Here is a 25195-nt window from a genome sequence, read left to right as displayed (position 1 = left end):
AGACGAGGTAGACCTTCGACTTCGCGCCGGACATGACGCCGATGCCGTCGATCCCGCCGCCGTAGGCCAGAGTGTTCGCCGACGCGGCGTCCGGGTGCGCCGCGGCCCAGGCCTTCGCCTTCTGGTTCTGGAAGACGTTGGGCACGGCGCCATGACGGTAGGGATGGCCGTACGTGGGGTTGTACGGGTTGGCCGTCGCACTCGAATGCGGGGCCGGCGTCGCCGCGGCGACAGCGGCGCTACCCGCTATACCGAGGGCGACGCAGCCTGCGACGGCGAGCGCCGTTCGCAGCACCCGGCGCGAACCGGGCTTGTGGGGACGGGACACGTGGTCTCTCCGATCTCGGGTGGTGCACTGGCGGTGGGTGGCGCAGTGGTGCCGAAATCAGACGCGCGATCGTTCCGGGCAGGCAGGATTGCCGCTGCTCGGAGCGGTGCGTCCAGGTGAGAAGAGCCCGATCGCGGGCTGGATCAGAACTCTGTCTTGCCAGATGGGAAATTAGAGAAGATCTCCGCCGACGTCAATGCCGCGAATCCGTAAATTCTATGTAAAGCCTTTCGGAACAGTCCCGATGCCGTCGGCACGGTCCGGATCACCCGGACCGGATCACCCAGACCGTCTCCACAGGCCGATGTGTTTTCATCAGCATATTGCGAAACCTCGCACATGCCGCCAGCGTGATGAGCAGGAGATCGTTACCCGAGGGCGACCGCCGTCCACGACACCGGCGGCAGGATGATCGTGAGCACGCCGTCGGAGAGCGCCGCGCTCGGGTTCGCACGCGGGATCACCCGGCGCTGGTCGGCGAGGGTGTTCTTCGCGTACACGTCGGAGTCGGCGAGCGTGACGGCCTCCATGACGCGTGAGGCTCCGAAGCCTCGAACGTCGATCGTGACCTGCGCCTCCTGTGTCAGGTCGCGGTTGACGAGGAAGACCGCGGACCGGTCCTCGTCGAAGGTCGCGACCGCGTCGACGACGGAGGCCTCGCCGTGGCGGTCGGTGGAGGAGGCCGGCGCCTCGATCGTGGGCCGGATCACTTCGCCGGCGGCGAGGCGGCTGGTGATCGAGAACGGGAAGAAGGTCGTCTGCCGCCAGGCCGGGCCGCCGGGCTCGGTCATGATCGGCGCGATCACGTTGACGAGCTGTGCGAGGGATGCCGAGGTGACGCGGTCGCTGCGCTTGAGGAGGGTCATCAGCAGGTTGCCGACCACGACGGCGTCCGCCACCGAGTAGACGTCTTCGAGTTGCCGCGGGGCGTGGCGCCACTCTTCGTTGACCTCGCCGGATTCCTGGTGTTCCTTGAGGTACCAGACGTTCCACTCGTCGAAGGAGATGTCGATCTTCTTTTTCGAGCGCTTCTTGTGCCCGACGTGATCGGCCGTCGCGACGACGGTGTCGATGAAGTAGTCCATGTCCACGGCGGAGGCGAGGAAGGAGGCGAGGTCTCCGTCGTGCTCCTGGTAGTACGCGTGGCAGGAGACGTAGTCGACATGATCGTAGGCGTGTTCGAGCACCGTGCGTTCCCAGTCGCCGAACGTCGGCATGCCCGATCCGGAGGAGCCGCAGACGACGAGCTCCAGATCTTTGTCGGCCATCTTCATCGCGGCGGCGGTGCGGGCCGCGACCTTGCCGTAGTCGTCCGCGGTCATGAAGCCGGTCTGCCAGGGTCCGTCCATCTCGTTCCCGAGGCACCACATGCGCACGTTGTGCGGGGCCGGTGTGCCGTTGGCGATGCGCAGGTCCGACAGCGCCGTGCCCGACGGGTGGTTGGCGTACTCGAGGAGGTCCAGGGCCGGGAGGATGCCACGGGTCGCGACGTTGACCGCCAGCATCAGCTCGGAGCCGGTGAGTGCGAGCCACTTCGCGAATTCGTCGAGGCCGACCTGGTTCGATTCCAGGGAGTGCCAGGCGAGGTCGCGGCGCACGGGGCGCTGCTCGCGCGGGCCCACCGAGTCCTCCCAGCGGAACCCGGAGACGAAGTTGCCGCCCGGATAGCGGATCGTCGTGCTGCCGAGTTCCCGGACGAGTTCGACGACGTCCATGCGGAACCCGTCCTCGTTCGCGCTCGGGTGCTCCGGTTCGTAGATCCCGGTGTACACGCAGCGTCCGAGGTGCTCGACGAAGGATCCGAAGGTGCGGCGGCGGACCGGGGCGATGACCGCCTGCCTGTCGAGCACGATGTGGGCGCGAAGCAATGTGGTGGTCCTGTTCTGTGCTCTTCGCGGGATGACGACGGTCTCAGCCTTTCACGGCGCCGGTGAGACCGCCGACGATCCGCTTCTGGAAGATCGAGAAGAAGATGAGGGCGGGCACCATCGCGAGGGAGGTGAACGCCAGCACCTTCGCGGTGTCCTGGGAGTACTGCGAGGAGAACGCCTGGACGCCGAGTGGCAGGGTGAAGTTCGAGTCCGAGTTGAGGACGTACAGAGGCAGGACGTAGTTGTTCCAGCTGTTGATGAACGCGAGGATGCCGACGGTCACCACGCCCGGCAGCGACAACGGCATCACCATGCGGAAGAAGAATCCGAGCCGGCTCGTTCCGTCGATCGTGGCGGCTTCCTCGATCTCCTTGGGGATGGCCCGCAGGAACGGCACCAGGATGATGACGGTCGTCGGCAGGCCGAAGGCGATCTGCGGGATGATCACCCCGGCCAGGCTGTCCACGAGGCCCAGGTCCTTGATGACGATGTACAGCGGGGTGATCGCGATGACCAGCGGGAACATCAGGCCGGCCGCGAACAGGGAGTACATCGCGCCCTTGAGCCTGTAGTCGTAGCGGGCGATGACGAAGCTCACCATCAGGCCCAGGATCACGATGCCGACAGTGCTCGCGAGGGCCACGATCAGGGAGTTCGCGAACTCGCCCCAGAAGGTGTTCGACTTCAGCACGTCGGCGTAGTTGCTGAAGACCCAGGGGTGCGGCAGGCCGGCCGGGCTGGTGGTGATCTGCGCGTTGGTGCGGAACCCGCCGAGCACGATGTAGGACACCGGAGCGATGCAGACCGCGATGAACAGCAGCGCGACGAAGTAGACCGCGGGGCTCCCCCACTTGGCCGGCTTGTCACGGCTGCCGCGACCGCCTGCGGGCGTCTTCGGCTTCGCGGCGGTCGAGAACCAGTCGACGGTCCGCGCGCTCATCAGATGGCTCCTTCGGTGACGGCGCCGCGGAGGTCACGGCGCAGGACGAAGCGCTGGTAGATGAGCGCGACGATGAGGGAGATCAGGAACATCACGACGGCGACGGCGCTGCCGTAGCCGTAATTGCCCGCCGAGCGGCCCTGGGCGACCATGTAGATCGCCATGGTCGAGGTGCCCGCGGTGCCCGAGACGTACTGGCCCCAGATGATGTAGACGAGGTCGAACAGCTGGAGCGAACCGATGATCGACAGGAACGCCCAGATGCGGACCGTCGGCCCCAGGAGCGGCAGCGTGATGCGGCGCTGGATCTGCCAGTAGGAGGCACCGTCGATCTGAGCGGCCTCGAAGAGCTCCTCGGGGATGGACTGCAGGCCCGCGAGCATCAGGATCACCGCGAAGCCGATGTACTTCCACGAGATGATGACCATCAGCGTCCAGAGCGCCAGCTTGGGGTCGGCGATCCAGTCCTTCTGCAGAAAGCCCAGTCCGATGTGCTGGAGCAGGTCGTTGACCGCACCGGTGCTCTGCAGCATCAGGCCCCAGCCGGTACCGACGATCACCTCGGAGATGATGTAGGGCACGAAGATCAGGACCCGGATGAGGCCGCGGCCGCGGATCCTCTGGTTGAGCAGGATCGCCAGGCCGATCGCCAGCGGGCCCTGGATGACCAGCGAGAGCACCAGGATCATGAGGCTGTGCCACAGGACGTCGTGGAACGCGGGATCGGTGAGGATCAGGCGGTAGTTGTTCAGGCCGACCCAGTCGGTGGCCGCCCCGTAGCCCTTCCACCGGTAGAAGCCGTAGTACGCGGCCAGCACGACCGGGAAGATCACGAACGCCACGAAGACGGCGATCGCCGGTCCGGACAGGACCGCTATCTCCAGGCGCATCCTGCCGCGGCCGCGGCGGCGCGCGGCCGGGGGCGCGGCCATGGCGGCGCCCCCGGCTCCGGACGTGCCCTGCGACTGGCGGACGATGGCCGGATCAGTACCCAGGGTGTCGCTCATCGTCTGCCTTCTCAGCCCTTCGCGGCGGCGTCGTTGGTGGCCTTGACGATGTCGGAGGCGCTCCCCTTGCCGGCCAGGAGGTTCACGACGGCGGCGTTCATGGCGTTGCCGACGTTCTGCCCGTACTGGGTGTCGAGGAACTGCATGGAGTACGCGGCCTTGTTGAAGGCCTGCAACGCGGAGACGTTGTAGGCGGCGGTGACGACGTCCTGCGCCGCGGTGTTCACCGGGATCGTGTCGAAGGCCTTGGCGTAAGCTTCCTGCTTCTCCTTGGTCACCAGGTACTCAAGGAATTCGAAGGCCTCCTTCGGGGCCTTCTTGGACAACGAATACCCGTCGCTGCCGCCCATGAGAGCCGATGGGTCGCCCTGGCCGCCGGCCACGGCGGGGAAGGGGAACCAGCCCAGGTCGGGAAGCGGCTTCTGGTCCGGGGTCAGGCTGGCGATGACGCCGGGGTCCCAGCTGCCCATGAGCTCCATGCCCGCCTTGTGGTTCGCGAGCAGGCCCGCCGACGACCCGGCGCCCTGCTGCGCCGACGTCGTCAGGAAACCCTTCTGGAAGGCGTCGACCTTCAGGAACGCGGCCAGGTCGTCGCCGGCCTTGGACCAGCAGGGATCGGTGAACTTGAGCGACTTGGCCGCGGTCGCCATGGCCTGCTGGCTGCACTCGCGCAGGGCGAAGTTGTAGTACCAGTGCGCCGCCGGCCAGGCGTCCTTGGCTCCCACCGCGATCGGCGCGACGCCGATCGTCTTGAGCTTGGCGACGTCCGCCTCGAGCTCGTCGATCGTCGTCGGCGTCGAGGTGATGCCGGCTTTCTGGAACAGGTCCTTGCTGTAGTAGATGCCCTCGGGATGCGTGTCCATCGGCATGGCGTAGACCGAGCCGTCGATCGAGACGCCCGCCAGGGCCGCCGCGCCGACGTTCGCCTTGTCGGCGTCGGTGAGTTTCAGCGCCTGCAGCTGACCGGCCGTGACCATGGCCTGCATCTTGCCGCCGCCGCGCTGCAGGAAGATGTCCGGCGCGGAGTTCGCGTTGAGCGCGGTCTGCAGTTTGCCGTCGAGGTCCTCGTTCTGGATCGTCTGGACGTCGATCGTCACGTTCGGGTGCTGGGCGTGGTACTCCTTCGCGGCGTCCAGGAAGAACTGCTGGCCGGGCCCAGTCGTCGAGTTCTGCCAGATCGTCAGCTTCACCTGGCCGCCGCCCGAACCGCCGCCGCTGCCGCCGGTGCTTCCGCCGCCCTTGCTGCTGCCGCCGGCGCAGCCGGTGGCGGCGAGTGACATGCCTAGGCCGAGCAGTACGGCCGTTGCTTTGCGCGTCTTCCTCGTCACTGAAAACTCCCTGTCCGTCGTCATCGCCGACCCGGGCCCCCGAGGATGGCGAGGGCGGAGGGGCGGCAGGGGGCACTGGGGGGGCACCGGAGGCATCGGGGCCACGGGGGCTGGCGATGAGTTTGCGCCCACGTTTCCGTCATGTCAATCGTTGTCGATAACGTTTTACAACGCTAACGTGGCGGCGTGCAGAAGCCCGGATCCCGAGTCACCATCCGAGATGTCGCCGCGCGCGCCGGCGTCTCGGTCGCCACCGTGTCCAAGGTCATCAACCAGCGGTACGGCGTGGCCGAGGACACCATGGCCCGCGTGCAGGCGGTCATCAGCGAGCTCGGTTACGAGGCGAGTCTGGTCGCGCAGAGCCTGCGCAACCACCGCTCGAACGTAATCGGCATCCTGGTCGCGGACCTGGAGCCGTTCAGCGCCGAGTTGCTCAAGGGCGCGGGCGACGCGATCCGCGGCACCGGCTTCGAGCTGGTCGTCTACAGCGCGGGCGGACGCACGGGCGACATGGTGGGCTGGGAGAAGCGTTACCTGTCCCGGCTGTCCGGCACCCTGGTGGACGGCGCGGTGCTGGTGACTCCCACCGTCGTGGACCTGCAAAGCAACGCGCCCGTGGTCGCGGTCGACCCGCACACCGGATCCTCGGCCTTCCCGACGGTGGACGCCGACAACCTGCGCGGCGCGCGCCTGGCGACCGAGCACCTGCTGGACCTCGGGCACCGGCGGATCGCGATGCTGGCCGGCCGTGCGGACCTGCAGTCCGCGATACTGCGTCAGCAGGGTTACCGGGAGGCGCTGGCGGCGGCCGGCGTGCCCTTCCTCGAATCCCTGGTGCGCGTCGGCGGCTACGATCCGGGCCTGTCGGCGCTGGCGGCCCGTGAGCTGCTGACCGATCCGCGGCGCCCGACCGCGGTGTTCGCCGCCAACGACGTCACGGCGATCGCGACCATAGAGGTCGCGCTGCACCTCGGACTGCGGGTGCCCGAGGACCTGTCGGTCGTCGGTTTCGACAACATTCCCGAGTCGGCGCTGTGCGTCCCGCCGCTGACCACCGTCAACCAGCCGATCCGCACGATGGGCGAGCGCGCGGTGGACATGCTGATCCGGCTGATCCACAAGCAGCCCGTGGAGCGGACGCACCTGACGCTGGCCACCGAACTGGTCGTGCGGGGGTCGACCGCCCCGGTGTGACCCACACCCTTATTTCAACAACCTGATACAGGGCACGGTGACGCGTTCCGGGCGACGGCGCCCCGCGCGGCACCGCCGTGCCCGGATCCAGCCACGCCTCCCGATTAAGGAAAGCCGCACATGGCCATGGAAGACACCGCCCTCACCGAGCTGTGGCGCGACTCGGCCGCTCCGCCCGCCGACCGGGTCAAGGACCTCATACCGCGCATGTCGGTGCGGGAGAAGGTGGCGCAGTTGTACGGGGCCTGGGTGGGCGCGGACGCCACCTCAGGGGAGGTCGCGCCGTTCCAGCACTCCTCGGAGCTGCCGCCCGCCGACTGGTCCGACGTGCTGCGCCACGGCGTCGGGCAGCTCACCCGGCCCTTCGGCACCGCACCGGTGGACCCGGTGGCCGGGGCGCTCGCGCTGGCCAACAGCCAGCGGGCGCTGGCGGAGGCGGGTCAGGGGATCCCGGCGCTGGTGCACGAGGAGTGCCTGACGGGTCTGGGAGCCTGGCAGGCCACGATCTACCCCGCGCCGCTGTGCTGGGGGGCGAGTTTCGATCCGGAGCTCGTGCGCCGGATGGGCGAGCAGATCGGCAGGACCCTGCGGCGGCTGGGCGTGCACCAGGGCCTGGCCCCGGTGCTGGACGTGGCGCGGGACCTGCGCTGGGGCCGGGTCGAGGAGACGATCGCCGAGGATCCGTACCTCGTCGGCACGCTCGGCGCGGCGTACGTCGAGGGCCTGGAGTCCACGGGCGTCATCGCGACCCTGAAACACTTCGCCGGCTACAGCGCCTCGCGGGCGGGCCGCAACCTCGCCCCGGTGTCGATCGGCCCGCGGGAGCTGGCGGACGTGATCCTGCCCCCGTTCGAGATGGCGCTGCGCGCCGGGGCCCGTTCGGTGATGAACTCGTACTCGGACAACGACGGGGTGCCGGTGGCCGGCGATCCGGCGCTGCTGACCGACCTGCTGCGGGACACGTACGGCTTCACCGGGACGGTCGTGTCGGACTACTTCGCGGTGGCCTTCCTGCACCGTCTGCACCGGACGGCGGGCTCGAAGGGACAGGCCGCCGTGCAGGCGCTGGCCGCGGGCATCGACGTCGAGCTGCCCACCCTGGACTGCTTCGGCACGCCGCTGATCGCGGCGCTGGAGGCGGGCGAGGCGGACATGACGCTGGTCGACCGGGCGCTGGAGCGGGTGCTGCTGCAGAAGTGCGAGCTCGGACTGCTCGACGCGGACTGGTCCCCCGAGCCGCCGATCCTCTCCGAGGTGGATCAGCGTCTGGACGATGACGAGTCCCGGGAGCTGGCCGGGCGTTTGGCACGGCGCGCGATCGTCCTGCTGCGCAACGCGGACGGCGCGCTGCCTCTGGCGCCGGGCAAGCGCCTGGCGGTGGTCGGACCGCGCGCACACGTCGCGGACGCGGCCTTCGGCTGCTACTCCTTCCCCCGGCACATCGGCGTGCATCACCCGGACATCGACCTCGGCGTCGAGGCCCGCACCGTTCTCGAAGCGCTGCAAGCCGATCCGGCCGGCTATCAGATCACCTACGCACAGGGGTGCCCGATACCGGACACCGAGAGTTCCCTGCGGCTTCGGGCCGAGCGCGCGGCAGCCGAAGGTGCGGCGGCGGCCGAAGGTGCGGCGGCGGCCGAAGCCGTGAACGGCGAGGCGTTGCGAGAACTGGGCGATCGGCAGATCGCCGAGGCGGTCGCGGCGGCGCGCGAGGCGGAGGTGTGCGTCGCGGTGCTCGGCGACGTCTCGGGGTTGTTCGGCAACGGGACCTCCGGCGAGGGGTGCGACGCCTCCGATCTGCGCCTGCCCGGCCGGCAGGGCGAACTGCTGGAGGCGCTGCTGGCCACCGGGACGCCTGTCGTGCTGGTGCTGCTGGTGGGCCGTCCGTACGAGCTGTCCCGGTACGCCGACCGGCTCGCGGCCGTGGTCTGCGGCTTCCTGCCGGGCGAGGAGGGGGCGAACGCGCTGGCGGATGTGCTGTCAGGGCGGGTGGATCCGGCCGGCCGGCTGCCGGTGGGCTTCCCCGCGGAGGGCGCGAACCAGCCCTCGACGTACCTCACGGCCACACTGGGCCTGCGCAGCGATGTGAGCACGGTGGACCCGACGCCGCTGTATCCCTTCGGCCACGGCCTGTCCTACAACCCGGCGGTGTGGACGGACATCGGCCTTCCCGCCGGCCGGGTGTGGCCGACCGACGGCACGCTGCGGCTCGCCGTGACGCTCCGCAACGACGGCACGACGACGGCCGGCGAGGTGGTCCAGGTCTACCTGCACGACCCGCAGGCCGAGGTGGCGCGGCCGGTCCAGCAGCTCATCGCCGCGCCGCGGGTCGACGTGGAACCGGGGACGACCCGGACGGTGACCGTCGACCTGCCGGCCGACGTGACCTCCTACACGGGCCGGGCCGGTCGGCGGATCGTCGAACCGGGCGAGGTGGAGCTGTGGGTCGGCGCCTCCAGCCGGGACATCCGCGCGCGGCTCGCGGCCCGGCTCGCCGGGCCGCGCCGCGAGGTCGGTTTCGACCGGGCGTTCCAGCCCGAGGTCAGGATCGTCGAGGGCTGATCCCCGATGCCGGAGGCCGTCGATCAGGATGCGGCCAGCCCGATCGTGAGGGTGGTCGGGACAGCGGCCAGCGTGTGCATGGGAGGGAGCACCGGGCCGCAGGCGGCAGAGCCGACGCCGTGGTGCGCGGAGTCGATGTTCAGGTGGATCCGGCCGTCGGGAACCAGGTCGCCGGTATGCCGGGCGGCCTCCAGAGCGGCGGTGCTCCAGGGCTTGGCGGTCAGGTCGAAGACCGGAGCGCCGGCGACTGTCAGCCCGGTCCCGTCGGGGCGGTTCAGGCGGGCCCGGCGGACGGCTCCCCGGTTCCCGTTCTCCTGCGGGAACACGTACGGGGTCTGCATCGCGGCCAACGTCATCCGGTACCGGCCGACCCGCGCGGCGTGTCCGGTGTCGCGGTAGGCCTCGCCGGGGCCGAGGCCGAACCACTCGACGTCGGCTTCGGTACCGGACAGCGTCATGGCGACGCCGATCCTGGACAGCGGGCAGCGCCACGTCCCCCGGGGCATGACGGTGACCGTCAGCCACACCTGGTCGCGTTCTTTCCGCCGGAGCCGCGGACGATGGTGAAGAAGTCCGTCTGGAGCTGGTTGAGCAGCGTCTCGCCCTGCTGCTCGTCGGTGACGCCGGTGTAGATCTGCTCGTTGTCGGCTTCGAAGACCACCGAGCGCGGTTCGTCACCGGGAGGCGGAGGCTCTTGTAACCGAGAGACTTGATCTTCTGGAGCAGCTCTTGCGTGATCGGCGGGTTGCCCCAGGAGGTCTCGCCGCCCGTGGCGTCGAGGCTGTTGCCGATGAGTGTCCGTCCGCTGTCAGCGGACGGACACTCAGGTCGTTCACTCAGGTCGTTCACTCAGGTCGTTCACATCACCGAGTCACGAGCACGGAGTTCCGTTGAGGGTGAAGGCGGTGGGGTTGGTGTCGTTCGTGGCGTAGGTGCCTTGGAAGCCGAAGGAGGTGTTGGCTCCGGGGGCGATGGTGGCGTTGTAGGGGGCATTGGCGGCGGCGACGGTCTGGCCGGTCTGGGTGGTGGTGGCGTTCCAGGCGTTGGTGATCTTCTGGTCGCCGGGGAAGGTGAAGCCGGTGGTCCAGCCGGTGATCGCGTTGGTGCCGGTATTGGTGACGGTGACGTTGGCGGTGAAGCCTCCGGGCCATTCGGAAGTCTTGTCGTATTGCACGTGGCAGGCCCCCGAGCTGCCGCCGCCGGATATGGTCCAGGTGAAGGCCGCTGTACCGGAGGCGCCGGTGGTGTCGGTGACGGTGACGGTGACCGGGAAGGTCCCGGCCGTGGTCGGGGTGCCAGAGATCAGACCGCTGCCACCGCTGATGGACAGGCCCGCGGGCAGGCCACTGGCGGAGTAGGTGAGGGTCTGCCCGGACGCGGAGTCCGAGGCGAGGACCTGCACCCCCGCGATCGCCGTTCCGACCGTGCCGGACTGACTGCCCGGGTTGGTGACGGTGACCGTGTTCGCCCCCTGCGAGGAGGAAGAGGTCGACGACGGCGGGACGGAGGCGCCGTTCAGGGCGTTCAGAACCGCGGTGAACGCCGGCTTGGGCTGGTAGTTGGTGTCGAACATGGTGGCCGCACCCTGGCCGGGGAAGGTCCCCGGCACCCACGAGTCGGCGTCGCTGATGTTCCACTGCGTCACGCCCGGGCACCTGGCGATCGCCAGGCACGCCTTCACCACGTTCGCGTCGTCAGTGGCCTGCTGCTGCAGGTTCGAACTGCTGGCCGGGGTGGGCATGCGATCGTCCAGCTCGGTGATCGCCACGTCCAGGCCCAGGTTGGCGAAACGCTGCATGTTGGCCTGCAGGCTGGAGGGTATCTGCCCGACGATGAAGTGGCTTTCGAACCCGATCCCGCTCAGCGGCACGCCCTGGGCCAGCAGCGTCTGCGCCAGGCTGTACATGGCGTTGCTCTTGGAGCCGGTGCCCTCGATGTTGTAGTCGTTGATGTACAGCTTGGCGTCCGGGTCGGCGGCGTGTGCCGTGCGGATGGCGTCCCCAATGTACTGGGCTCCCCCGCCGAAGGCGTTGTAGAACACGTCCTGACGGAAGCTCCCGTCTTCGTTGAACGGCTCGTTCACGACGTCCCAGGCGTAGATCTTGCCCTTGTAGTGCGAGACCTCGCCGGTGATGTGCGCCTCCATGGCGGACTTCACCTGGGAGCCCGACAGGCTGCTGACCCAGCCGGGCAGCTGGGAGTGCCACACCAGGTTGTGGCCGCGCACCCGCTCGTTGTGCGACGTCGCGAAGTTCACGATCGCGTCGCCCGGGCCGAAGTTGAACTGCCCGTTGTTGGGCTCGACGGTGTCCCACTTCATCTCGTTCTCGGGCGTCACCATGTCGAACTGCGAGCCGGCGACGTTGGTCGCCGTCCCGTTGCCCAGGTCGCCCTGGCCCACGGCCACACCGAAGTAGCGGCCGGCCGCCTCGGCGCCGGCCCGCAGCGTCGTGGGGGCGGCCGCGGCCTGGCCCCCGAGCACGAAGGCACCCGCCGCGGTGGTGATCGCCGCCACCGTGGCCACGGCCAGACCCGCGCGCAGTCCGCGGCGATCCGCCGCGCCCGGCTTCCGCCGATCGGCGCCGCGACCGGCGCCGGTGTCCACATCCATGAGTTTCCCTTCCCCGGCCGCGCTTCGGCGGCCATGTGCATCGGTTCGCGAGGGCCGTGAATAGCCGTATCGCGATGACGAATCAGAGTTTGAACATATTTCGGGAAAGGTGTCAGAGGAGGAGCGAGGATGTCAACGGCTCAAAGTATCGAAACATTTCGAAACCCATCGGAAGGCTGCTTCACGCATCGCCCACCTCAGCAGTTCCGCTGATGAAGGCACGCGAGCGCCGGCCTCCGGCAGTGAAAGTTACATATGGCCGAGATGATCGATTATCGAAACATCTTCGAAGCCTTGACACGGCGGCGATCGCGGCTCACAGTATCGGTCGCAAGAGCGCGGGATTCGCGCGAAGATATTCGCGCATCGACCTTAAGAGTTGCGAGAGAGAAGTCCCCGCGAATGACACTCCTGCGCGGCCGGGGCTTCGCGGGCGCCGCCGGATATGCCGCCGGCCACGCAGCCGGAGGACCCGGCCAGGGCCCCGGAAGACAGGTGCGAAAGCGGCCGTTAGACCAATCGGTGTACCTCCGGTACACCACGCGGACCAGGTGAGACGTCGGCGCTTCATCGTCAGTGGGTCAACGGCTGCCTGCCACGGTACGGCTGGGATCCCGCGACGTGCCGATGCCGAAACGGCCGCAGACAATGGCTGCCGACGGAGGTTCCAGGTACCCGATCAGGTGGTGGGTGTGTCATGAACGCGGATGACGCCAGGACGACGGCGACCGGGATGACCGAGGCGCGCCTGGCAGGCCTGCACACCTGGAATCTGGGATTGACCTTGCTGCACCTGGCCCAGGCGGCCGTCATCCTGGCCCTGGCCGGCAGTTTCTCAGTGACCGTCACTTCCAGCGTTCCCACAGGGCCGCCCGGAACACCCGCGCCTGCCCCCTCCGCGCTGTTCGACGTGCGGATCGGCTGGGCGGTCGCGGTGTTCCTCGGCTTGGCCGCGCTCGACCACCTGCTGACGGCGACGGTGCTCCGCAGCGCCTACGAGCGTGACCTCAGGCGTGGCATCAACCGGTTCCGCTGGTGTGAATACGCGCTGAGCGCCACGGTGATGATCGAGCTCATCAGCCTGTACTCCGGCATCACCGGTATCAACGCCCTCATCGCCGTCGCGGGGGCGAACGCAGGGATGATCTTCTTCGGCTGGCTGCAGGAGCTGATGAACCCCCCGAGCCGGACCACGACCACGATGCTGCCCTTCTGGTTCGGAGCCGTCGTGGGCGTCACGCCGTGGATCTCGATCGTGTTCAACATCGTGCGGGCCGGTTCAGTGCCCGGCTTCGTCTACGGCATAGTCACCGCCCAGGCCGTCCTCTTCTTCAGCTTCGGGGTCAACCAGTGGCTGCAGTACCGCAGGATCGGGCGGTGGGCGGACTATGCCTACGGGGAGAAGTCCTATCTCGTCCTCAGCCTCGTCGCGAAGTCCCTCCTCGCCTGGCAGATATTCGGCGGATCTCTCAGCAGCTGACTTCGGCGCCGGTTCGACCGGTTGGGCCAACCGCGCGACGCCGGCACCCAGCCAGACCGTGCAACTTTCACGGCGGACGGCGGCGTCGTCACCGCTTGCCCAGCGGCGAATCAGCAGGCCGCCCCGCTGAGACGAACCGATTCGATGAGGCCCGGCCGCCGCCGTGCCGGGGCAGGCGTTGACGCGTGCCGCCTCGGCGGAGCTAAGTCGTTGTTGGCGCTAACACCGACCCCCTGCCTAAGAGGTCCCATGTTGCGATCCCGGTCTTTGAAGTCCCGCCTGCTCGGCCTGGCCGTGGCGGTCGCGGCCGCGGTCGGCGTGAGCCTTCCCGCCGCGCCCCAGGCCGCCGCCGCGTCGCTGACTCAGATCACGAACTTCGGCACCAACCCGAGCGGCCTGCTCATGTACCTCTATGTGCCGAACAACGTCAAGCCCAACCCGCCGGTCCTGCTGGCCTTGCACGGGTGCCAGGGCTCTGGGCCCTACCTGTACTCCAGCACCGACTTCGGAAAGCTGGCCGACCAGTATGGGTTCGTCGTCATCTACCCCTCGACCAACCCCGGCGGAAGCTGCTGGGACGTCTCGTCCGACCAAGCGCTGAAGCGCAACGGTGGCAGTGACCCGATCGGGCTGATGTCGATGGTCACCTACACCGAGCAGCACTACGGCGGGAATCCCAACGCCGTGTACGTCACCGGGGAGTCGTCAGGCGGGATGATGACCAACGTCATGCTCGCCGACTACCCCGACGTGTTCAAGGCGGGCGCGGCGTTCATGGGCGTGCCCTACCACTGCTTCTACACCGGAACGGTCCGCGGCTGGAACGGGCCGTGCGCCGGGGGCCAGGTCTCTATGACCGCGCAGCAGTGGGGTGATCTCGCGCGCAACGCCGACCCGGGCTACACCGGCCCGCGGCCCAGGATGCAGCTGTGGCACGGCACCGCCGACACCACGCTGAACTACAACAACCTCGGTGAAGAGATCAAGCAGTGGACGAACGTGCTCGGGGTGAGCCAGACCCCGTCGTCGAGCGACACTCCGGTCACGAACTGGAACCGGACGCGCTACGACAACAGCGCCGGCAGCACCCAGGTCGAGGCGTACAGCATCGTCGGCGCGGGGCACCAGCTGCCGATCCAGGGCACGCAGATGGCCGCCTACGCCGTTCACTTCATGGGTCTGGACGGCAGCGGCTCCGGCAACACGATCACCGTCACCAACCCCGGCAACCAGACAGCGGCTTCCGGAACCCCGATCACCGCCTTGCAGATCCACGCCAGCGACTCAGCGTCCGGACAGACCCTGGCCTACAGCGCCACCGGGCTGCCTCCCGGGCTCTCGATCTCCTCCAGCGGGCTGATCTCCGGAACCCCGGCCAGCGGCGGCACCTTCACCACCGTGGTGAGCGCCACCGACACCACCGGCGCGACCGGAACCGCCGGCTTCACCTGGACCGTCAGCGGAACCGGCACCGGCAGCACCGGTGCGCTGCACGCGGTGGGCGCGGGCAAGTGCCTGGACGACCCGAACTCGACCACCACACTCGGTACCCAGCAGCAGATCTACAGTTGCAGCGGCGGAGCCAACCAGACTTGGACCCACAACTCCGCGAACGAACTGACCGTCACAGTCGGCGGCAGCACCCTGTGCCTGGACGCCAACGGCAAGGGCACCACCAACGGCACCAAGGCCATCGTCTGGTCCTGTAACGGCCAGACCAACCAGCAGTGGAACGTCAACGCCGACGGCACGGTCACCGGCGTCCAGTCCGGGCTGTGCCTGGACGTGACCGGCGCTTCCACCGCCAACGGGGCCCTGGTCGAACTCTGGTCGTGCAACGGCGGCAGCAACCAGCGGTGGACGCTCGGATAGCCTCCATCACCGGAGCGGCGTGACACGACCCTGCGGGGCCCTGGTCCTGGGCCCCGCAGGGGAATGGGCACAGGCGGGCCGGAGGAACGGACGGACAGCACCGCCCGGGTCTTCGACCCCGTCCGGGGCGTTGGAGCAGCCGGGATCTTCGCGATCCCGGCGCTGAAATACCGTTGCCCATCGATTGCCTTCGATGCTGAGCCAGGGAGCTCATCTCAGGGCTCTGTCCGCTCCTCATTGAGCCGTCCCGAGCGGAACTCGCCGATCTCGACGTGTTCGCCGTCGAAGCCGGCCGCCGAGACGGCTTCCCGGACGCCCGGGAGCGCGGCCACGGTCTGGACCTGTTCGGCGGCGACTTCGAGGCGGGCCGTCCCCCCGAGGTCGCGGACCCGCAGATCCGTCACCGGGATCCCGGCGGAGGCGAGCACGGCGCGCGCGGCGATCTCGGCCTGGTCGACGCGCGCCAGCCGATACGGGGTGACCTCGACGCCATGACGGATCCGGCTGGCCAGACACGGTGTGGCGGGCTTGTCCCAGGTCGGCAGCGACCAGAAGCGGCTGACGGCGCGCACGGCGGCCTTGGTCAGTCCGGTGTCCAGCAACGGCGTGCGGATGCCGCGTTCCCGGCCGGCAGCGATCCCGGGCCGGAAGGGGTCCCGGGCGTCGTCGGCGTTGGTGCCGGTGGCCACCAGCTCGAAGCGGCGGTCGCGGGCCAGGGCGGCGATGGTGTTCAGGACCTCCGATTTGCAGAAGTAGCAGCGGTCCGGACCGTTGGCGCGGTAGCCGTCGCGTGTCAGTTCGTGGGTTCGCGGTGTCAGGTGCTCGACGCCCAGCGACGCGGCGAAGGCGCGCGCCGGGGCGAGTTCGCCGGAGGCCAGGCTCTCGGAGACGGCGGTCACGGCGAGCACCCGGTCCGGTCCGAGCGCGCGCGCGGCCGCGGCCAGGACCAGGGCCGAGTCGGCGCCGCCGGAGTAGGCGACGGCGAGCGGGCCGTAGTCTCGAACCGTCTCCAGCAGTCTCTCAGCGGCGTTCATCGGCGGCTCCCGGAGGATCGGCGCATGGCGTGTTCGGCGACGATCCGCAGGGGGAGCCCCAGCTTCTCGGCGGCGTCCACGAGATCGTCGTGTTCTGGCTTGCCGCCGTGGGGGCCGTGCTTGACGCGGACCGGCAGGCCGCCGACGTCGACGGTTTCGAAGGTGCGGGGTGCGACGGTGCGGGTGGTCCCGAGGCGGCGGACGCCGAGCGTCCCCGTCTCGGTGAAGACCGCCTCCTGAAGCCGATCGGCGTCCTGGGGCCGGGACAAAACATGAAGGACGTGGCCGGGGCGCCCCTTCTTCATGACGGCCGGCGTGGTCCAGGCATCGAGCGCCCCGGCGTCGAGCAGGTGGGCGATGACGTAGCCGAGGAGTTCGCCGGTGACGTCGTCCAGGTTGGTCTCCAAGACGGTGACCGTCTCGTCGGCGTCCGCCGGTCGCTCGCCGAGCGTCACCACGGCGACGTTGGGCCGGTCGGCGAGCCTGCGGGTCCCGGCCCCGTAGCCGGTGGCGCGCAGGGTCATGGCCGGGGCGGTGCCGTAGCGGGCACCGATCGCGCGGAGCAGCGCCGCCGCTGTCGGGGTGACGGTCTCGCCGGGGATGTCGGAGCCCGTCACGTCCGCGCCGTCGAGCAGAGCGAGCGTCGCGGGAGCCGGGGCGGGGATGAGGCCGTGGGCGCTGTTCACCCGGCCGGTCCCCAACGGCAGGGGCGCGCACACGACCTCGTCGACGCCCAGGGCGTGCAGCGCGGCGGCCACTCCGACGATGTCGACGAGGGTGTCGTGGTCGCCGAGTTCGTGGAGGTGGACGGACGCCGGGTCGGTGCCGTGGATCCGGGCCTCGGCCTCGGCGATCGCGCGCAGCGCCGTGACGGCGGTGGCGGCCACCGGCGCGGGCTCGGCGGACGATGCCAGGGTGATGAGTTCCGCGGCACGCCGTTCGGCGGCCCGGTCGGTGACCCGGACGTGGACGCGGGTCGCGGTCAGCCCGTGGCCGGTGACGTGCTCCGTGGTGAGGTCCCAGCCGTCCAGTCCGGTCGCCGCGATCGCGGCGTGGACCGCCGCCGTCGGAGCGCCGGCGTCCAGGAGCGCGGCGAGCAGCATGTCGCCCGCGAGCCCGGTGAAGGGGTTGATCCAGCAGATCACCGGTGGGCCTCCGAGACGTGCGCGAGCCGGTGGGCGGCCATGGCCGCGCCGAATCCGGAGTCGATGTTCACCACGGTGATCCCGGCGGCGCAGGAGGTGAGCATGGCCAGCAGCGCGGTGACGCCCTCCAGGGCGGCGCCGTAGCCGGTGGAGGTCGGGACCGCGATCACCGGACAGCGCACGAGGCCGCCGACCACGCTGGCCAGGGCGCCCTCCATCCCGGCGACGACGATCACCGCGTCCTGCCGCTCCAGCAGCGGCCGGATCTGGAGGATCCGGTCGAGACCTGCGACGCCGACGTCGTGGACGGTGGTGACGCCCAGCCCGACCGCCTCGGCCACGGCGGCCGCCTCGACGGCGACGGGACGGTCGGAGGTGCCGGCCGCGACGACGGCCACGTCGAAGTCCCGGAGCCGCGCCGGCCTCCAGAGCAGGAGACGGGCCTCGGGAGCGTAGCGGCCGTCCTGGACGCGGCCGAGAACCGCTTCGGCGACGTCCGGGGCGACGCGCGTGGCCAGCACCGGGCCGGTGTTGTGCGTCAGCAGCGCGGTGACGACGGCGGCGATCTGCTCCGCGGTCTTGCCCGGGCCGTAGACGACCTCCGGCAGTCCTTGGCGCCGTTCCCGGTCCAGGTCGAGCCGGGCGAAACCGAGGTCGTGGATCATGCCGGGGCGCCGTCGAGGTAGGGGATGGTCTGGGGGCCCTCGGGCAGCACGCACACGCGGGCGCCGGCTCCGGCCGCGGCGAGGGCTTCGGCGACGGTGGCCGAGATGTCGCGGGTCTGTTCCAGGTGCGCGGCCGCGAGGTCGTCGTCGCTGAGGTGGGCGGTGTGCATGACCACGCGGCTGTTCGACTGGATCCGGGCCTGGATCTGCACCTGCCATTGGTCGGGTACGGTCTCGGCGCGGGCGTTGACGGCCTCGAGCAGGGCTTGCGGCGAACGGGCCGAGGCCAGCACCTCGCGGTAGGACCCGTGGTCCGGGAACCCGTCGCGGCACTCGGCGGCACAGATGATCGTGCCGCCGGGCCTGACGACCTGATAGGCGGCGGACATCCCCTTCACGGCCTGGTACAGGTTCTGGTCCAACGGGAAGCCGGAGTTGGTGGTGACCACGACGTCGAACGGCGCCGGCACGGGCCGCATCGCCGCGCGGCGCGCGAAGGCCGTCGCGGCGGCGTGCATCGGCAGCAGGTCGCCGCCGAACGCGGCGACGATGTCCTGCTCCCGGTTGAGGACGACGTCGAGGGCGAACGTCACGCCGGTCGCCTCGGCGATGGCGCGCACGTCGTCGTGCACGGGGTTGCCGTGGGTGACGCCCCAGGTGGCGCGCGGGTCGCCGATGCGGGCGGCGTCGTGCAGGACCAGGACGGTCTCCAGCGCCGCCAGTCCGGGTGCGACGAGTTTCGGACCGCCGGAGAAGCCGGCGAAGAAGTGCGGCTCGACGAAGCCGGTGGTGATCCGCACGTCGGCTTCCACCCATTCCCGGTTCAGCCACACCGGGACGCCCTGGCCCAGGTTGCCCATCCAGGTGAGCTGTCCGCGGTCGCGGGCGTCGTGGTTGACGATCCGGACGCGGTCCACGACCTCGTCGCCGAACATGGCCCGCAGCTCGGCGTCGCCGTTGCCGCGATGGGTGCCGGTGGCGACCAGGATGACCACGTCTTCGAGGCGGACCACGCACTCGAGTTCGGCCAGCACGGCGGGGATCATCAGGTGCCGGGGCTGCGGCCGGGTGCCGTCGCAGGCTGAGATCGCGACGGTCTGGCCGGGCCGGACCCGATCGCGCAGCGGGGGCCCGGACACCGGATCGCGCAACGCGGCTCGCAGGGCCGCCGTCTGGTCGGCGGCCGCGTCGTGGTGGACGGGCTCGACGACCGTGGTCGTCGCCGGGTCGACTTCGATGTCGAGGCCTGTCTCACCGTAGGCGAGGCGGACTCTCATGGCGTCAGGCCTGTTCGAACCGACGTGCGCGGCGGTCTCACCTGTCCTCGCCCAGGCCGGCGAGGTGGGCGCGAAGCCATTTCTCCGTGGTGCTGACGTGGATGAGCGCCGTCGCCTGGGCCAGCGCGGCGTCCCCGGCGAGGAGTGCGTCGTAGATGGCCTGGTGTTCGGCGATGGTGCGGTCGGCGACGGCGTCGTCCACCATGCCGCGCCAGACCCGCGCCCGCACGGTGCGGCTGGAGATGCCCTCCAGAAGCGAGGCGAGGGTCTGGTTGCCGGTCGCGCGGGTCACGATGTGGTGGAACGCGGCATCGTGCTGGTTCAGCAGTTCGACGTCGTCCTTGGCGGCGCGCATCGCCTCCAGGTGGTGGTGCAGCTCCTCGAGTTCGGCGTGGGTGATCCGCTCGGCGGCCACGGCGGTGGCGATCGGCTCGAAGAGCCTGCGGACCTCGGTCAGCTCCAGCTGGGTGTCGCCCTGCAGCAGTTCGACCGCCGCGCCGAGCCCTTCGAGCAGGACCGCCGGCTCCAGACTGGTCACATAGGTGCCGTCGCCGCGCCGGATCTCCAGCACTCTGGCCACCACCAGCGCCTTGACCGCCTCACGCATCAGGTTCCGGGACAGACCGAGCTCGGCGGCCAGCTGCTGCTCCGGCGGGAGCCGGGAGCCGGGCGGCAGGTCGCCGGACTGGATGAGCTCCCTGATGCGGGTGATCGCTTTGTCGGTCAAGGACATGAGCGTCACAGTAACATCGACATCCCATGTCTGGAAGATCCTTAGGCGAGCAAGTACCCATCCTCTCGACAGATACCGAGGGATGGGCGTAAATACATCCCATGTCGCTCCCTTTTCGAGGGACGGCCGTGAAACTTTCATCGTCGACCGGATCGCGGAGGCGCCGGACCAGGGTTTCCGGTGAGACGTCGTCAGGGCTCGTTGACAGCGTTCGGGCCCGCACGGAGAGTGCGGACACCGACGCTTCCGACAGTGGGGGATTCATGCTGCCCAGAACCATCGGACTCCTGCTCGCCGCAGGGCTCACCACGACCGCGGTCACCACGGTCGGCGCCGCCACCACCGCCTCCGCCAGCGCTGAGGCCGCTGCGGCACCGGTCGGCCACACCTTGCCTCCGGACACGCGCTTCTCGGTCACGCCGGACAACGAAGCCGCCCGGCAGGCGCTGGCGGATCTGAAGCAGGGCGACCCGACCGATGCCGTGACCATGGCGAAGCTGGCCACCTGGCCGGAGGCGACCTGGTTCACCGGCGGCACTCCGGACCAGGTGCGCTCGCAGGTCCGCAGCACCGTCCGGATCGCCGAAGCCCAGCATGCCGTGCCGGTGCTGGTCGCGTACGACATCCCACTGCGCGACTGCAGCCAGTACTCGGCCGGCGGGGCCCCGTCCGACGCCGCCTATCAGCAGTGGATATCAGCGTTCGCCCAGGGCGTCGGCGACAGCCACGCCGTGGTGATCGTCGAACCGGACGCCCTCGCCAACCTGCCTTCCGACTGCAGTCCCACCACCGACCCGACCGGCGCGTTGACGGCCGGGCGCATCGCGGACGTCAACGCCGCTGTGACGGCGCTGGAGGCGCGTCCGCAGACGGTCGTCTACCTGGACGCCGGGAACAGCCAGTGGCACTCGGTCGGGGACATGGCGAATCGGCTGCTCCAGGCCGGCGTCGCCCGGACGCAGGGCTTCTTCCTGAACGTCTCCAACTACCAGCCCACCGACCAGACCGACCGGTATGGCACCTGGATCTCCAAGTGCATGTGGTTCGCCACCGCCGGCCCGGACTGGGCCCGCGGACACGCCGACTGGTGCGCGAGCCAGTACTACTCCTCGGCCGCGCCGAACGACGGGCTGCCCGGTGACGCGGTGTCCGCCACCGACCCGAGCACCTGGCACTGGACAGACGCCTGGTTCGACCAGAACGTCGGCACTCCCCCGGCCGCACAGCTGAGCCACTTCGTCGTGGACACCAGCCGCAACGGGCTGGGCGCGTGGACTCCCCCGCCGGGCGAGTACAGCGGTGACCCGCAGACGTGGTGCAACCCGCCCGGGCGCGGCATCGGGGCGCGGCCGACCGCGGCGACCGGTGTCGCGCTGGCCGACGCTTATCTGTACATCAAGACGATCGGCGAGTCCGACGGCGGCTGCACCCGCGGCACCGCCGGGCCGGGCGACCCCGAATACGGCGGGACGGTGGATCCGGCGGCCGGCGCGTGGTGGCCTGCCCAGGCACTCACCCTCGCGGACAACGCGGTACCCGCGCTGACGTTCAATACGGGTCTGCGTCCCTGAAGTCGGGTCGGCCCGCCGTGTGGGGGCGGCGGGCCGACCGGGCAGCGCCGACCGGATCAGGTGCCGGTGCGACACCCCGGCTGGAGCCCGCCGCTCGGCAACGTCCGGACACGCCAGGATCCGGACCGGAGGAGAGCGACCCGGACCACCGGTCTCACCGAGCCGCCGGCCCGGCACTGCCCCGCAGCGAGATCGGCGGAGCGAACAAGCGGTGCCGGGCCACCGCCTCGGGATCGGCGATGCGTTCGGTGAGCAGTTCCACCGCGATGGCGCCCATCTCCAAGGACGGCACGTCGGCGGCCGTGAGCTGCGGGCGGAAGTCCTCGGCCCACTGCCGGGCCGCGACACCGACCACGGAGAACGTCGCGGGGACCTCACGCCCGGCTCGTTCCAGCGCCCGCTGGACGCCGGGCAGCGCCGCCTCGTTGATGGTGACGAGCGCCGTGATCGCGGGATGCTCGGTGAGGATCCCGGCCACGCACGACTCACCGGACGGCGCGTCGTCGCCGCAGCAGAACTCGGAGCCGGCCAGGCCGCGGCGCTCGACCGCTTCGGTGAAACCCTCGTGGGCGCGGCTGCCGGGGCCGTAGCCGGCGGCCACGAGCTCCGCCGAGCGGTTGATGAGGGCTATGTCCGTGTGCCCGAGATCGGCCAGATGATGGACACACCGGCTGACCAGGCTCGCGTAGTCCAAGTCGACCCACCACGTCCGGTCGGGTTCGCCGGTGCGCCCGATGGTCACGAACGGCATCCCCGCCTGTTCCAGCCGGGTGACGCGCGGGTCGGCCAGCCGGATCTCCATCAGGATCACGCCGTCCACCCGCCGGCCGCTGATCAGCCGCTCGAACGAGCGGTCGCTGTCGCCACCGGACGGGGACAGCAGAACGTCCAGGTCGACGCGCGCCGCGGCCTCCGCCACGCTGGCGACGAAGTCCAGCTGCATGGCGGTCAGCCGGGCGCCGGCGGGCGGGATCACCAGGCCGAGGGTGCGGGTCCGGCCCTCCTTCAGCGCGCGGGCGGCGGCGTTGGGCCGGTAGTCCAGTTCGTCGACGACCTCCTGGATGCGCCGGCGCGTCTCCTCCGACACCGGGCGTTTCCCGCTGAGCGCGTACGACACGGTGCTGCGCGCCACCCCCGAGCGGCGGGCGATCTCGCCGATGTTCATGATCCTCCGCGGATAGGAGAACGAACCGGTTCACCGAGTCAGCAGTCTACGATGCTCCGGTCGCGCTCCAGGTCCGCGGCACCGCCCGGGGGTATGAGCGGCACCTCATGCCCCGGGCGGCGGACGGTGGTCAGCGAGGCGTGAAATCCTGGTTGGTACCGGGGGCGTTCTTACAGGTCCACTGGTCGAGCTGCTGCCCGGTGTTACTTCCGGCGCCGTAGACGTCCAGACACAGCCCGCTGTTCTGGTTCCGGAACTCGTAGCTCCCGTCGGACTGCTGGACCGGAAGCCAGAGACTGTTCGCGGCGCCGTTGGGGACCTGCTGGACGATGTCGGGCTGGCCGGCGGTGGTGGAGCTGCCGGACACCGCGACGTCGTCACCCGAGTTCTGGGCCTGGAGCTCGCCGTAGCCGCCCGACACCGGCACGAACTGGAACTGCTGGTTGCTCTGGCCGTTGCACGTCCACTGGTCGATCGCGGCGCCGGCCGTGCCGGTGGCGCCGTAGACGTCGAGGCACAGGCCGTCGTTGCCGATGGTGAGGCGGTGATAGCCGCTCGGGAAGCCGCCGCCGGTCTGGCCCGGCTGGATCTTCCAGGTCCGCGACGCCGCGGTGGTGCAGGAGACCTGGACGAGGCCGACCCCCGCGGTGGTTCCGTCGGCCTTCGGCGCCACACAAAGGCCCGAGTTCTGGGCCGTCACCTGATAGACGCCGGTCGCCGTGGCGTGGAGCGTGAACTGCTCGTTGGCCGCGTAGGTACACGGGTTCTGAGTCACCGCCGTTCCTTCGGCCGACGAACTTCCGGAGACGTCCAGGCAGTCGTCGGGGGTCATGGTCCGGATGAAGTAGGTGTCGGCGCCGGCCGCAGTCGGGATGAACTGGAGCTGCTGGTCGGCCCCGCTGGTGCAGGCTCCCTGATCGAGCTGGGCCGCTGCCACCGTGGTGAAGGCGGGGTTCTCCATGCACAGGTTGTCGCCGAGGTTGACCGCGGTGCTGGTGAACCCGGCGGCGTAGCCCGGCAGGAGATATACGGCGAAGGCGTCGTGGGAGGCCTGGAAGGTGAGAGGGACTGTGATGGAGCCTCCGGAAGTACTCACGATCTGATCGGACACGACCTGCGGTGCGCTGAGGGCGGCCTGGTCGGGGAGTCGATAGACGATCGCCTCGACGTTCCCGTTGTCCGCCAGCCACGGCACCGAGGACAGACCGTTGAAGGTGACCGAGGCCGCACCGGTGTAGCCGTTCGCGTCACCGACGACGGCGACCGCTCTGCGCCGGGCACTGTCCTCGGCCGCGGAGATCGCGGTGGACCCGACTTGTCCGGAGGTGGAGACCAGCGTGCCGGTCATGTCCGCGTAGGTCCGCAGCGCCCACCAGTTGCCGGTGTACGCCGCGCCCCCGGTGGCGTTCGGATCGATGACGCCGGTCAGGTTCGGGGAGATGCAGCACTGCCAGTTGCCCCGCATCGCGTTGGTGTATCCGGACTGGGCGAAGCGGGCGAGGTACCAGGCGGTCACCCCCGCCGTCTGCCGGTCCGCCGGCTGGTACTCGTTCGCCGACAGCGGGACGCGGCCGACGCCGGCCGACGTCAGGGCGCTGTTCAGCGCCTGGGAGACGGCGACCGGGTCGTCGACGTCGCCTTCGTCGTGGTTCGTGATCATGTCCGGGACCGTGCCGGCCGCCTTCACGTGCGCGAGCCAGGTCTGCCACTGGCTCGCCCTCGCCTGCGGGGTGTAGGCGAACGACGGCCCGACGATCTGCGCCCCGGGCGCGATCCGCCGGATCTCCCGGTAGGCGGTGTCCCACATCTGGAAGTACTGCGCGCTGTTCACGCCGCGCGTCCAGAAGACCGAGATGTCCGGCTCGTTGTCGATGTCGTAGGCGAGCTTCAGGCCCGAGGCCTGCAGGGCCCCGACGGCCGCGTCGATGAAGGCGGCCCAGTTCGAGCAGTCGCCGTTGTCACAGGGGTACGTCGTGTTCGAGGGCTGGCCGCCGTTCAGACCGTAGATGTCGGTGATCAGCACCTGGTACTGCGCGTGGTACGGCGGCTGGGTGAGCCGGCGCGCCTGCGAGATGATCGAGGCGACGTCGGCCTGGGTGGCGGAGCCGTACCGGTAGCCGTCCTTGATCCAGCCGCCGGAGTACCAGCCGCCACCCCGGTGGGCGGTGACGCCCAGCGGCGCCAGGTACTGGTCGGCCGGCTGCGTCCCGTCGACGTTCAGCCCGTACAGGAAGCCCTCCCCCGCGCCGGTCGCCGGACCGGTCGGAGCGGCGAGGTTCACGGTCAGCGCCTCCGTGGCCGCGACCTGCCCTCGCGCCGGGGCGAAGGACGGGACCGCCAGCGCCAGGATCAGGGCGGCGGCCGAAGCGATCCGCCTCATGCTAGTTCGAACTCTCATACCGAGCTCCTCGT

General features: G+C 69.9%; 19 protein-coding genes and 1 pseudogene. 5 read left to right on the top strand and 15 right to left on the bottom strand.

All coding sequences use genetic code 11. The features are described 5' to 3' along the window. The 5 genes and pseudogenes from ABD466_RS14140 to ABD466_RS14120 all read right to left on the bottom strand — a co-directional run. Window positions 1–328: pseudogene (locus ABD466_RS14140) on the bottom strand (hypothetical protein); the annotation flags it as partial. A 368-nt stretch (window positions 329–696) separates the two neighbouring features. Beyond that, the gene (arfA, locus tag ABD466_RS14135) at window positions 697–2196 is read right to left on the bottom strand and encodes an arabinosylfuranosidase ArfA (RefSeq protein WP_344657465.1); all 1500 of its coding nucleotides are present in this window, start codon (window positions 2194–2196) and stop codon (window positions 697–699) included. A gap of 43 nt (window positions 2197–2239) precedes the next feature. After that, window positions 2240–3139, bottom strand: coding sequence for a carbohydrate ABC transporter permease (locus tag ABD466_RS14130; protein ID WP_344657464.1), 900 nt, complete (start codon window positions 3137–3139; stop codon window positions 2240–2242). Continuing rightward, window positions 3139–4146 carry a carbohydrate ABC transporter permease gene (locus tag ABD466_RS14125; RefSeq protein WP_344657463.1) on the bottom strand — a complete coding sequence of 336 codons (1008 nt, stop codon included), beginning with the start codon at window positions 4144–4146 and terminating at the stop codon, window positions 3139–3141. The genes ABD466_RS14130 and ABD466_RS14125 overlap by 1 nt, the downstream gene beginning before the upstream one ends. Before the next feature lie 11 nt (window positions 4147–4157). Continuing rightward, the gene (locus ABD466_RS14120; RefSeq protein WP_344657462.1) at window positions 4158–5474 is read right to left on the bottom strand and encodes an ABC transporter substrate-binding protein; all 1317 of its coding nucleotides are present in this window, start codon (window positions 5472–5474) and stop codon (window positions 4158–4160) included. Between the two features lie 186 nt (window positions 5475–5660). Between ABD466_RS14120 and ABD466_RS14115 the strand changes: the two genes are divergently transcribed. Together ABD466_RS14115 and ABD466_RS14110 are read left to right on the top strand one after the other, a co-directional pair. Further along, the gene (locus ABD466_RS14115) at window positions 5661–6668 is read left to right on the top strand and encodes a LacI family DNA-binding transcriptional regulator (RefSeq protein WP_344657461.1); all 1008 of its coding nucleotides are present in this window, start codon (window positions 5661–5663) and stop codon (window positions 6666–6668) included. Between the two features lie 120 nt (window positions 6669–6788). Beyond that, window positions 6789–9230: a glycoside hydrolase family 3 protein gene (locus tag ABD466_RS14110; protein WP_344657460.1), complete on the top strand. Its 2442-nt coding sequence runs from the start codon at window positions 6789–6791 to the stop codon at window positions 9228–9230. A 23-nt stretch (window positions 9231–9253) separates the two neighbouring features. On the opposite strand, the gene ABD466_RS14105 is transcribed toward ABD466_RS14110, so the two are convergent. The 3 genes from ABD466_RS14105 to ABD466_RS14095 form a co-directional block, all read right to left on the bottom strand. Then, window positions 9254–9736 carry a beta-galactosidase small subunit-related protein gene (locus ABD466_RS14105; RefSeq protein ID WP_344657459.1) on the bottom strand — a complete coding sequence of 161 codons (483 nt, stop codon included), beginning with the start codon at window positions 9734–9736 and terminating at the stop codon, window positions 9254–9256. An 11-nt stretch (window positions 9737–9747) separates the two neighbouring features. After that, on the bottom strand, window positions 9748–9891 hold the full coding sequence (locus ABD466_RS14100; protein ID WP_344657458.1) for a hypothetical protein: 144 nt from the start codon (window positions 9889–9891) through the stop codon (window positions 9748–9750). A 210-nt stretch (window positions 9892–10101) separates the two neighbouring features. Next, entirely contained in the window at window positions 10102–11841 is a 1740-nt protein-coding gene (locus ABD466_RS14095) for an endo-1,4-beta-xylanase (RefSeq protein ID WP_344657457.1), read from the bottom strand. Between the two features lie 697 nt (window positions 11842–12538). Between ABD466_RS14095 and heR the strand changes: the two genes are divergently transcribed. Further along, the gene (gene heR / locus ABD466_RS14090; RefSeq protein WP_344657456.1) at window positions 12539–13321 is read left to right on the top strand and encodes a heliorhodopsin HeR; all 783 of its coding nucleotides are present in this window, start codon (window positions 12539–12541) and stop codon (window positions 13319–13321) included. A 249-nt stretch (window positions 13322–13570) separates the two neighbouring features. Beyond that, window positions 13571–15193, top strand: coding sequence for an extracellular catalytic domain type 1 short-chain-length polyhydroxyalkanoate depolymerase (locus tag ABD466_RS14085; protein ID WP_344657455.1), 1623 nt, complete (start codon window positions 13571–13573; stop codon window positions 15191–15193). 215 nt (window positions 15194–15408) lie between these two features. Here the strand turns inward: ABD466_RS14085 and larE are convergent, their stop codons facing one another. Genes larE through ABD466_RS14060 form a run of 5 tightly spaced genes read right to left on the bottom strand, consistent with a single transcriptional unit; the run spans window position 15409 to window position 20047 of the window. Continuing rightward, window positions 15409–16227 carry an ATP-dependent sacrificial sulfur transferase LarE gene (larE, locus tag ABD466_RS14080; RefSeq protein ID WP_344657454.1) on the bottom strand — a complete coding sequence of 273 codons (819 nt, stop codon included), beginning with the start codon at window positions 16225–16227 and terminating at the stop codon, window positions 15409–15411. Then, window positions 16224–17372 (bottom strand): nickel pincer cofactor biosynthesis protein LarC, encoded by a 1149-nt coding sequence (gene larC, locus ABD466_RS14075; RefSeq protein ID WP_344657453.1) that lies wholly within the window; start codon window positions 17370–17372, stop codon window positions 16224–16226. Before larC ends, larE begins: the two co-directional genes overlap by 4 nt. After that, window positions 17369–18037, bottom strand: coding sequence for a nickel pincer cofactor biosynthesis protein LarB (gene larB, locus ABD466_RS14070; RefSeq protein WP_344657452.1), 669 nt, complete (start codon window positions 18035–18037; stop codon window positions 17369–17371). The genes larC and larB overlap by 4 nt, the downstream gene beginning before the upstream one ends. Beyond that, on the bottom strand, window positions 18034–19314 hold the full coding sequence (gene larA, locus ABD466_RS14065) for a nickel-dependent lactate racemase (protein ID WP_344657451.1): 1281 nt from the start codon (window positions 19312–19314) through the stop codon (window positions 18034–18036). The genes larB and larA overlap by 4 nt, the downstream gene beginning before the upstream one ends. A 37-nt stretch (window positions 19315–19351) precedes the next feature. Then, window positions 19352–20047, bottom strand: a complete 696-nt coding sequence (locus ABD466_RS14060; protein WP_344657450.1) for a FadR/GntR family transcriptional regulator — start codon at window positions 20045–20047, stop codon at window positions 19352–19354. A 263-nt stretch (window positions 20048–20310) separates the two neighbouring features. Between ABD466_RS14060 and ABD466_RS14055 the strand changes: the two genes are divergently transcribed. Beyond that, window positions 20311–21618 carry a glycoside hydrolase family 6 protein gene (locus ABD466_RS14055; RefSeq protein ID WP_344657449.1) on the top strand — a complete coding sequence of 436 codons (1308 nt, stop codon included), beginning with the start codon at window positions 20311–20313 and terminating at the stop codon, window positions 21616–21618. Window positions 21619–21772: 154 nt separating this feature from the next. On the opposite strand, the gene ABD466_RS14050 is transcribed toward ABD466_RS14055, so the two are convergent. Further along, window positions 21773–22783, bottom strand: coding sequence for a LacI family DNA-binding transcriptional regulator (locus ABD466_RS14050; protein ID WP_344657448.1), 1011 nt, complete (start codon window positions 22781–22783; stop codon window positions 21773–21775). Between the two features lie 130 nt (window positions 22784–22913). Next, window positions 22914–25181, bottom strand: coding sequence for an RICIN domain-containing protein (locus ABD466_RS14045; RefSeq protein ID WP_344657447.1), 2268 nt, complete (start codon window positions 25179–25181; stop codon window positions 22914–22916). Between the last annotated feature and the right edge of the window lie 14 nt (window positions 25182–25195).

Origin of the sequence: Catenulispora subtropica (assembly GCF_039531675.1) — a bacterium.
Lineage (GTDB): Bacteria > Actinomycetota > Actinomycetes > Streptomycetales > Catenulisporaceae > Catenulispora > Catenulispora subtropica.
This window is presented reverse-complemented; position numbering and strand designations above follow the sequence as displayed.

Bases quoted from the DNA above. Each gene is read 5' to 3' on its own strand.
- larE (WP_344657454.1), bottom strand. From the start codon at position 16,227: ATGAACGCCGCTGAGAGACTGCTGGAGACGGTTCGAGACTACGGCCCG.
- ABD466_RS14055 (WP_344657449.1), top strand. From the start codon at position 20,311: ATGCTGCCCAGAACCATCGGACTCCTGCTCGCCGCAGGGCTCACCACG.
- ABD466_RS14125 (WP_344657463.1), bottom strand. From the start codon at position 4,146: ATGAGCGACACCCTGGGTACTGATCCGGCCATCGTCCGCCAGTCGCAG.
- larA (WP_344657451.1), bottom strand. From the start codon at position 19,314: ATGAGAGTCCGCCTCGCCTACGGTGAGACAGGCCTCGACATCGAAGTC.
- ABD466_RS14045 (WP_344657447.1), bottom strand. From the start codon at position 25,181: ATGAGAGTTCGAACTAGCATGAGGCGGATCGCTTCGGCCGCCGCCCTG.
- ABD466_RS14110 (WP_344657460.1), top strand. From the start codon at position 6,789: ATGGCCATGGAAGACACCGCCCTCACCGAGCTGTGGCGCGACTCGGCC.
- ABD466_RS14060 (WP_344657450.1), bottom strand. From the start codon at position 20,047: ATGTCCTTGACCGACAAAGCGATCACCCGCATCAGGGAGCTCATCCAG.
- ABD466_RS14105 (WP_344657459.1), bottom strand. From the start codon at position 9,736: ATGCCCCGGGGGACGTGGCGCTGCCCGCTGTCCAGGATCGGCGTCGCC.
- ABD466_RS14130 (WP_344657464.1), bottom strand. From the start codon at position 3,139: ATGAGCGCGCGGACCGTCGACTGGTTCTCGACCGCCGCGAAGCCGAAG.
- ABD466_RS14095 (WP_344657457.1), bottom strand. From the start codon at position 11,841: ATGGATGTGGACACCGGCGCCGGTCGCGGCGCCGATCGGCGGAAGCCG.
- heR (WP_344657456.1), top strand. From the start codon at position 12,539: ATGAACGCGGATGACGCCAGGACGACGGCGACCGGGATGACCGAGGCG.
- larB (WP_344657452.1), bottom strand. From the start codon at position 18,037: ATGATCCACGACCTCGGTTTCGCCCGGCTCGACCTGGACCGGGAACGG.
- ABD466_RS14050 (WP_344657448.1), bottom strand. From the start codon at position 22,783: ATGAACATCGGCGAGATCGCCCGCCGCTCGGGGGTGGCGCGCAGCACC.
- ABD466_RS14085 (WP_344657455.1), top strand. From the start codon at position 13,571: ATGTTGCGATCCCGGTCTTTGAAGTCCCGCCTGCTCGGCCTGGCCGTG.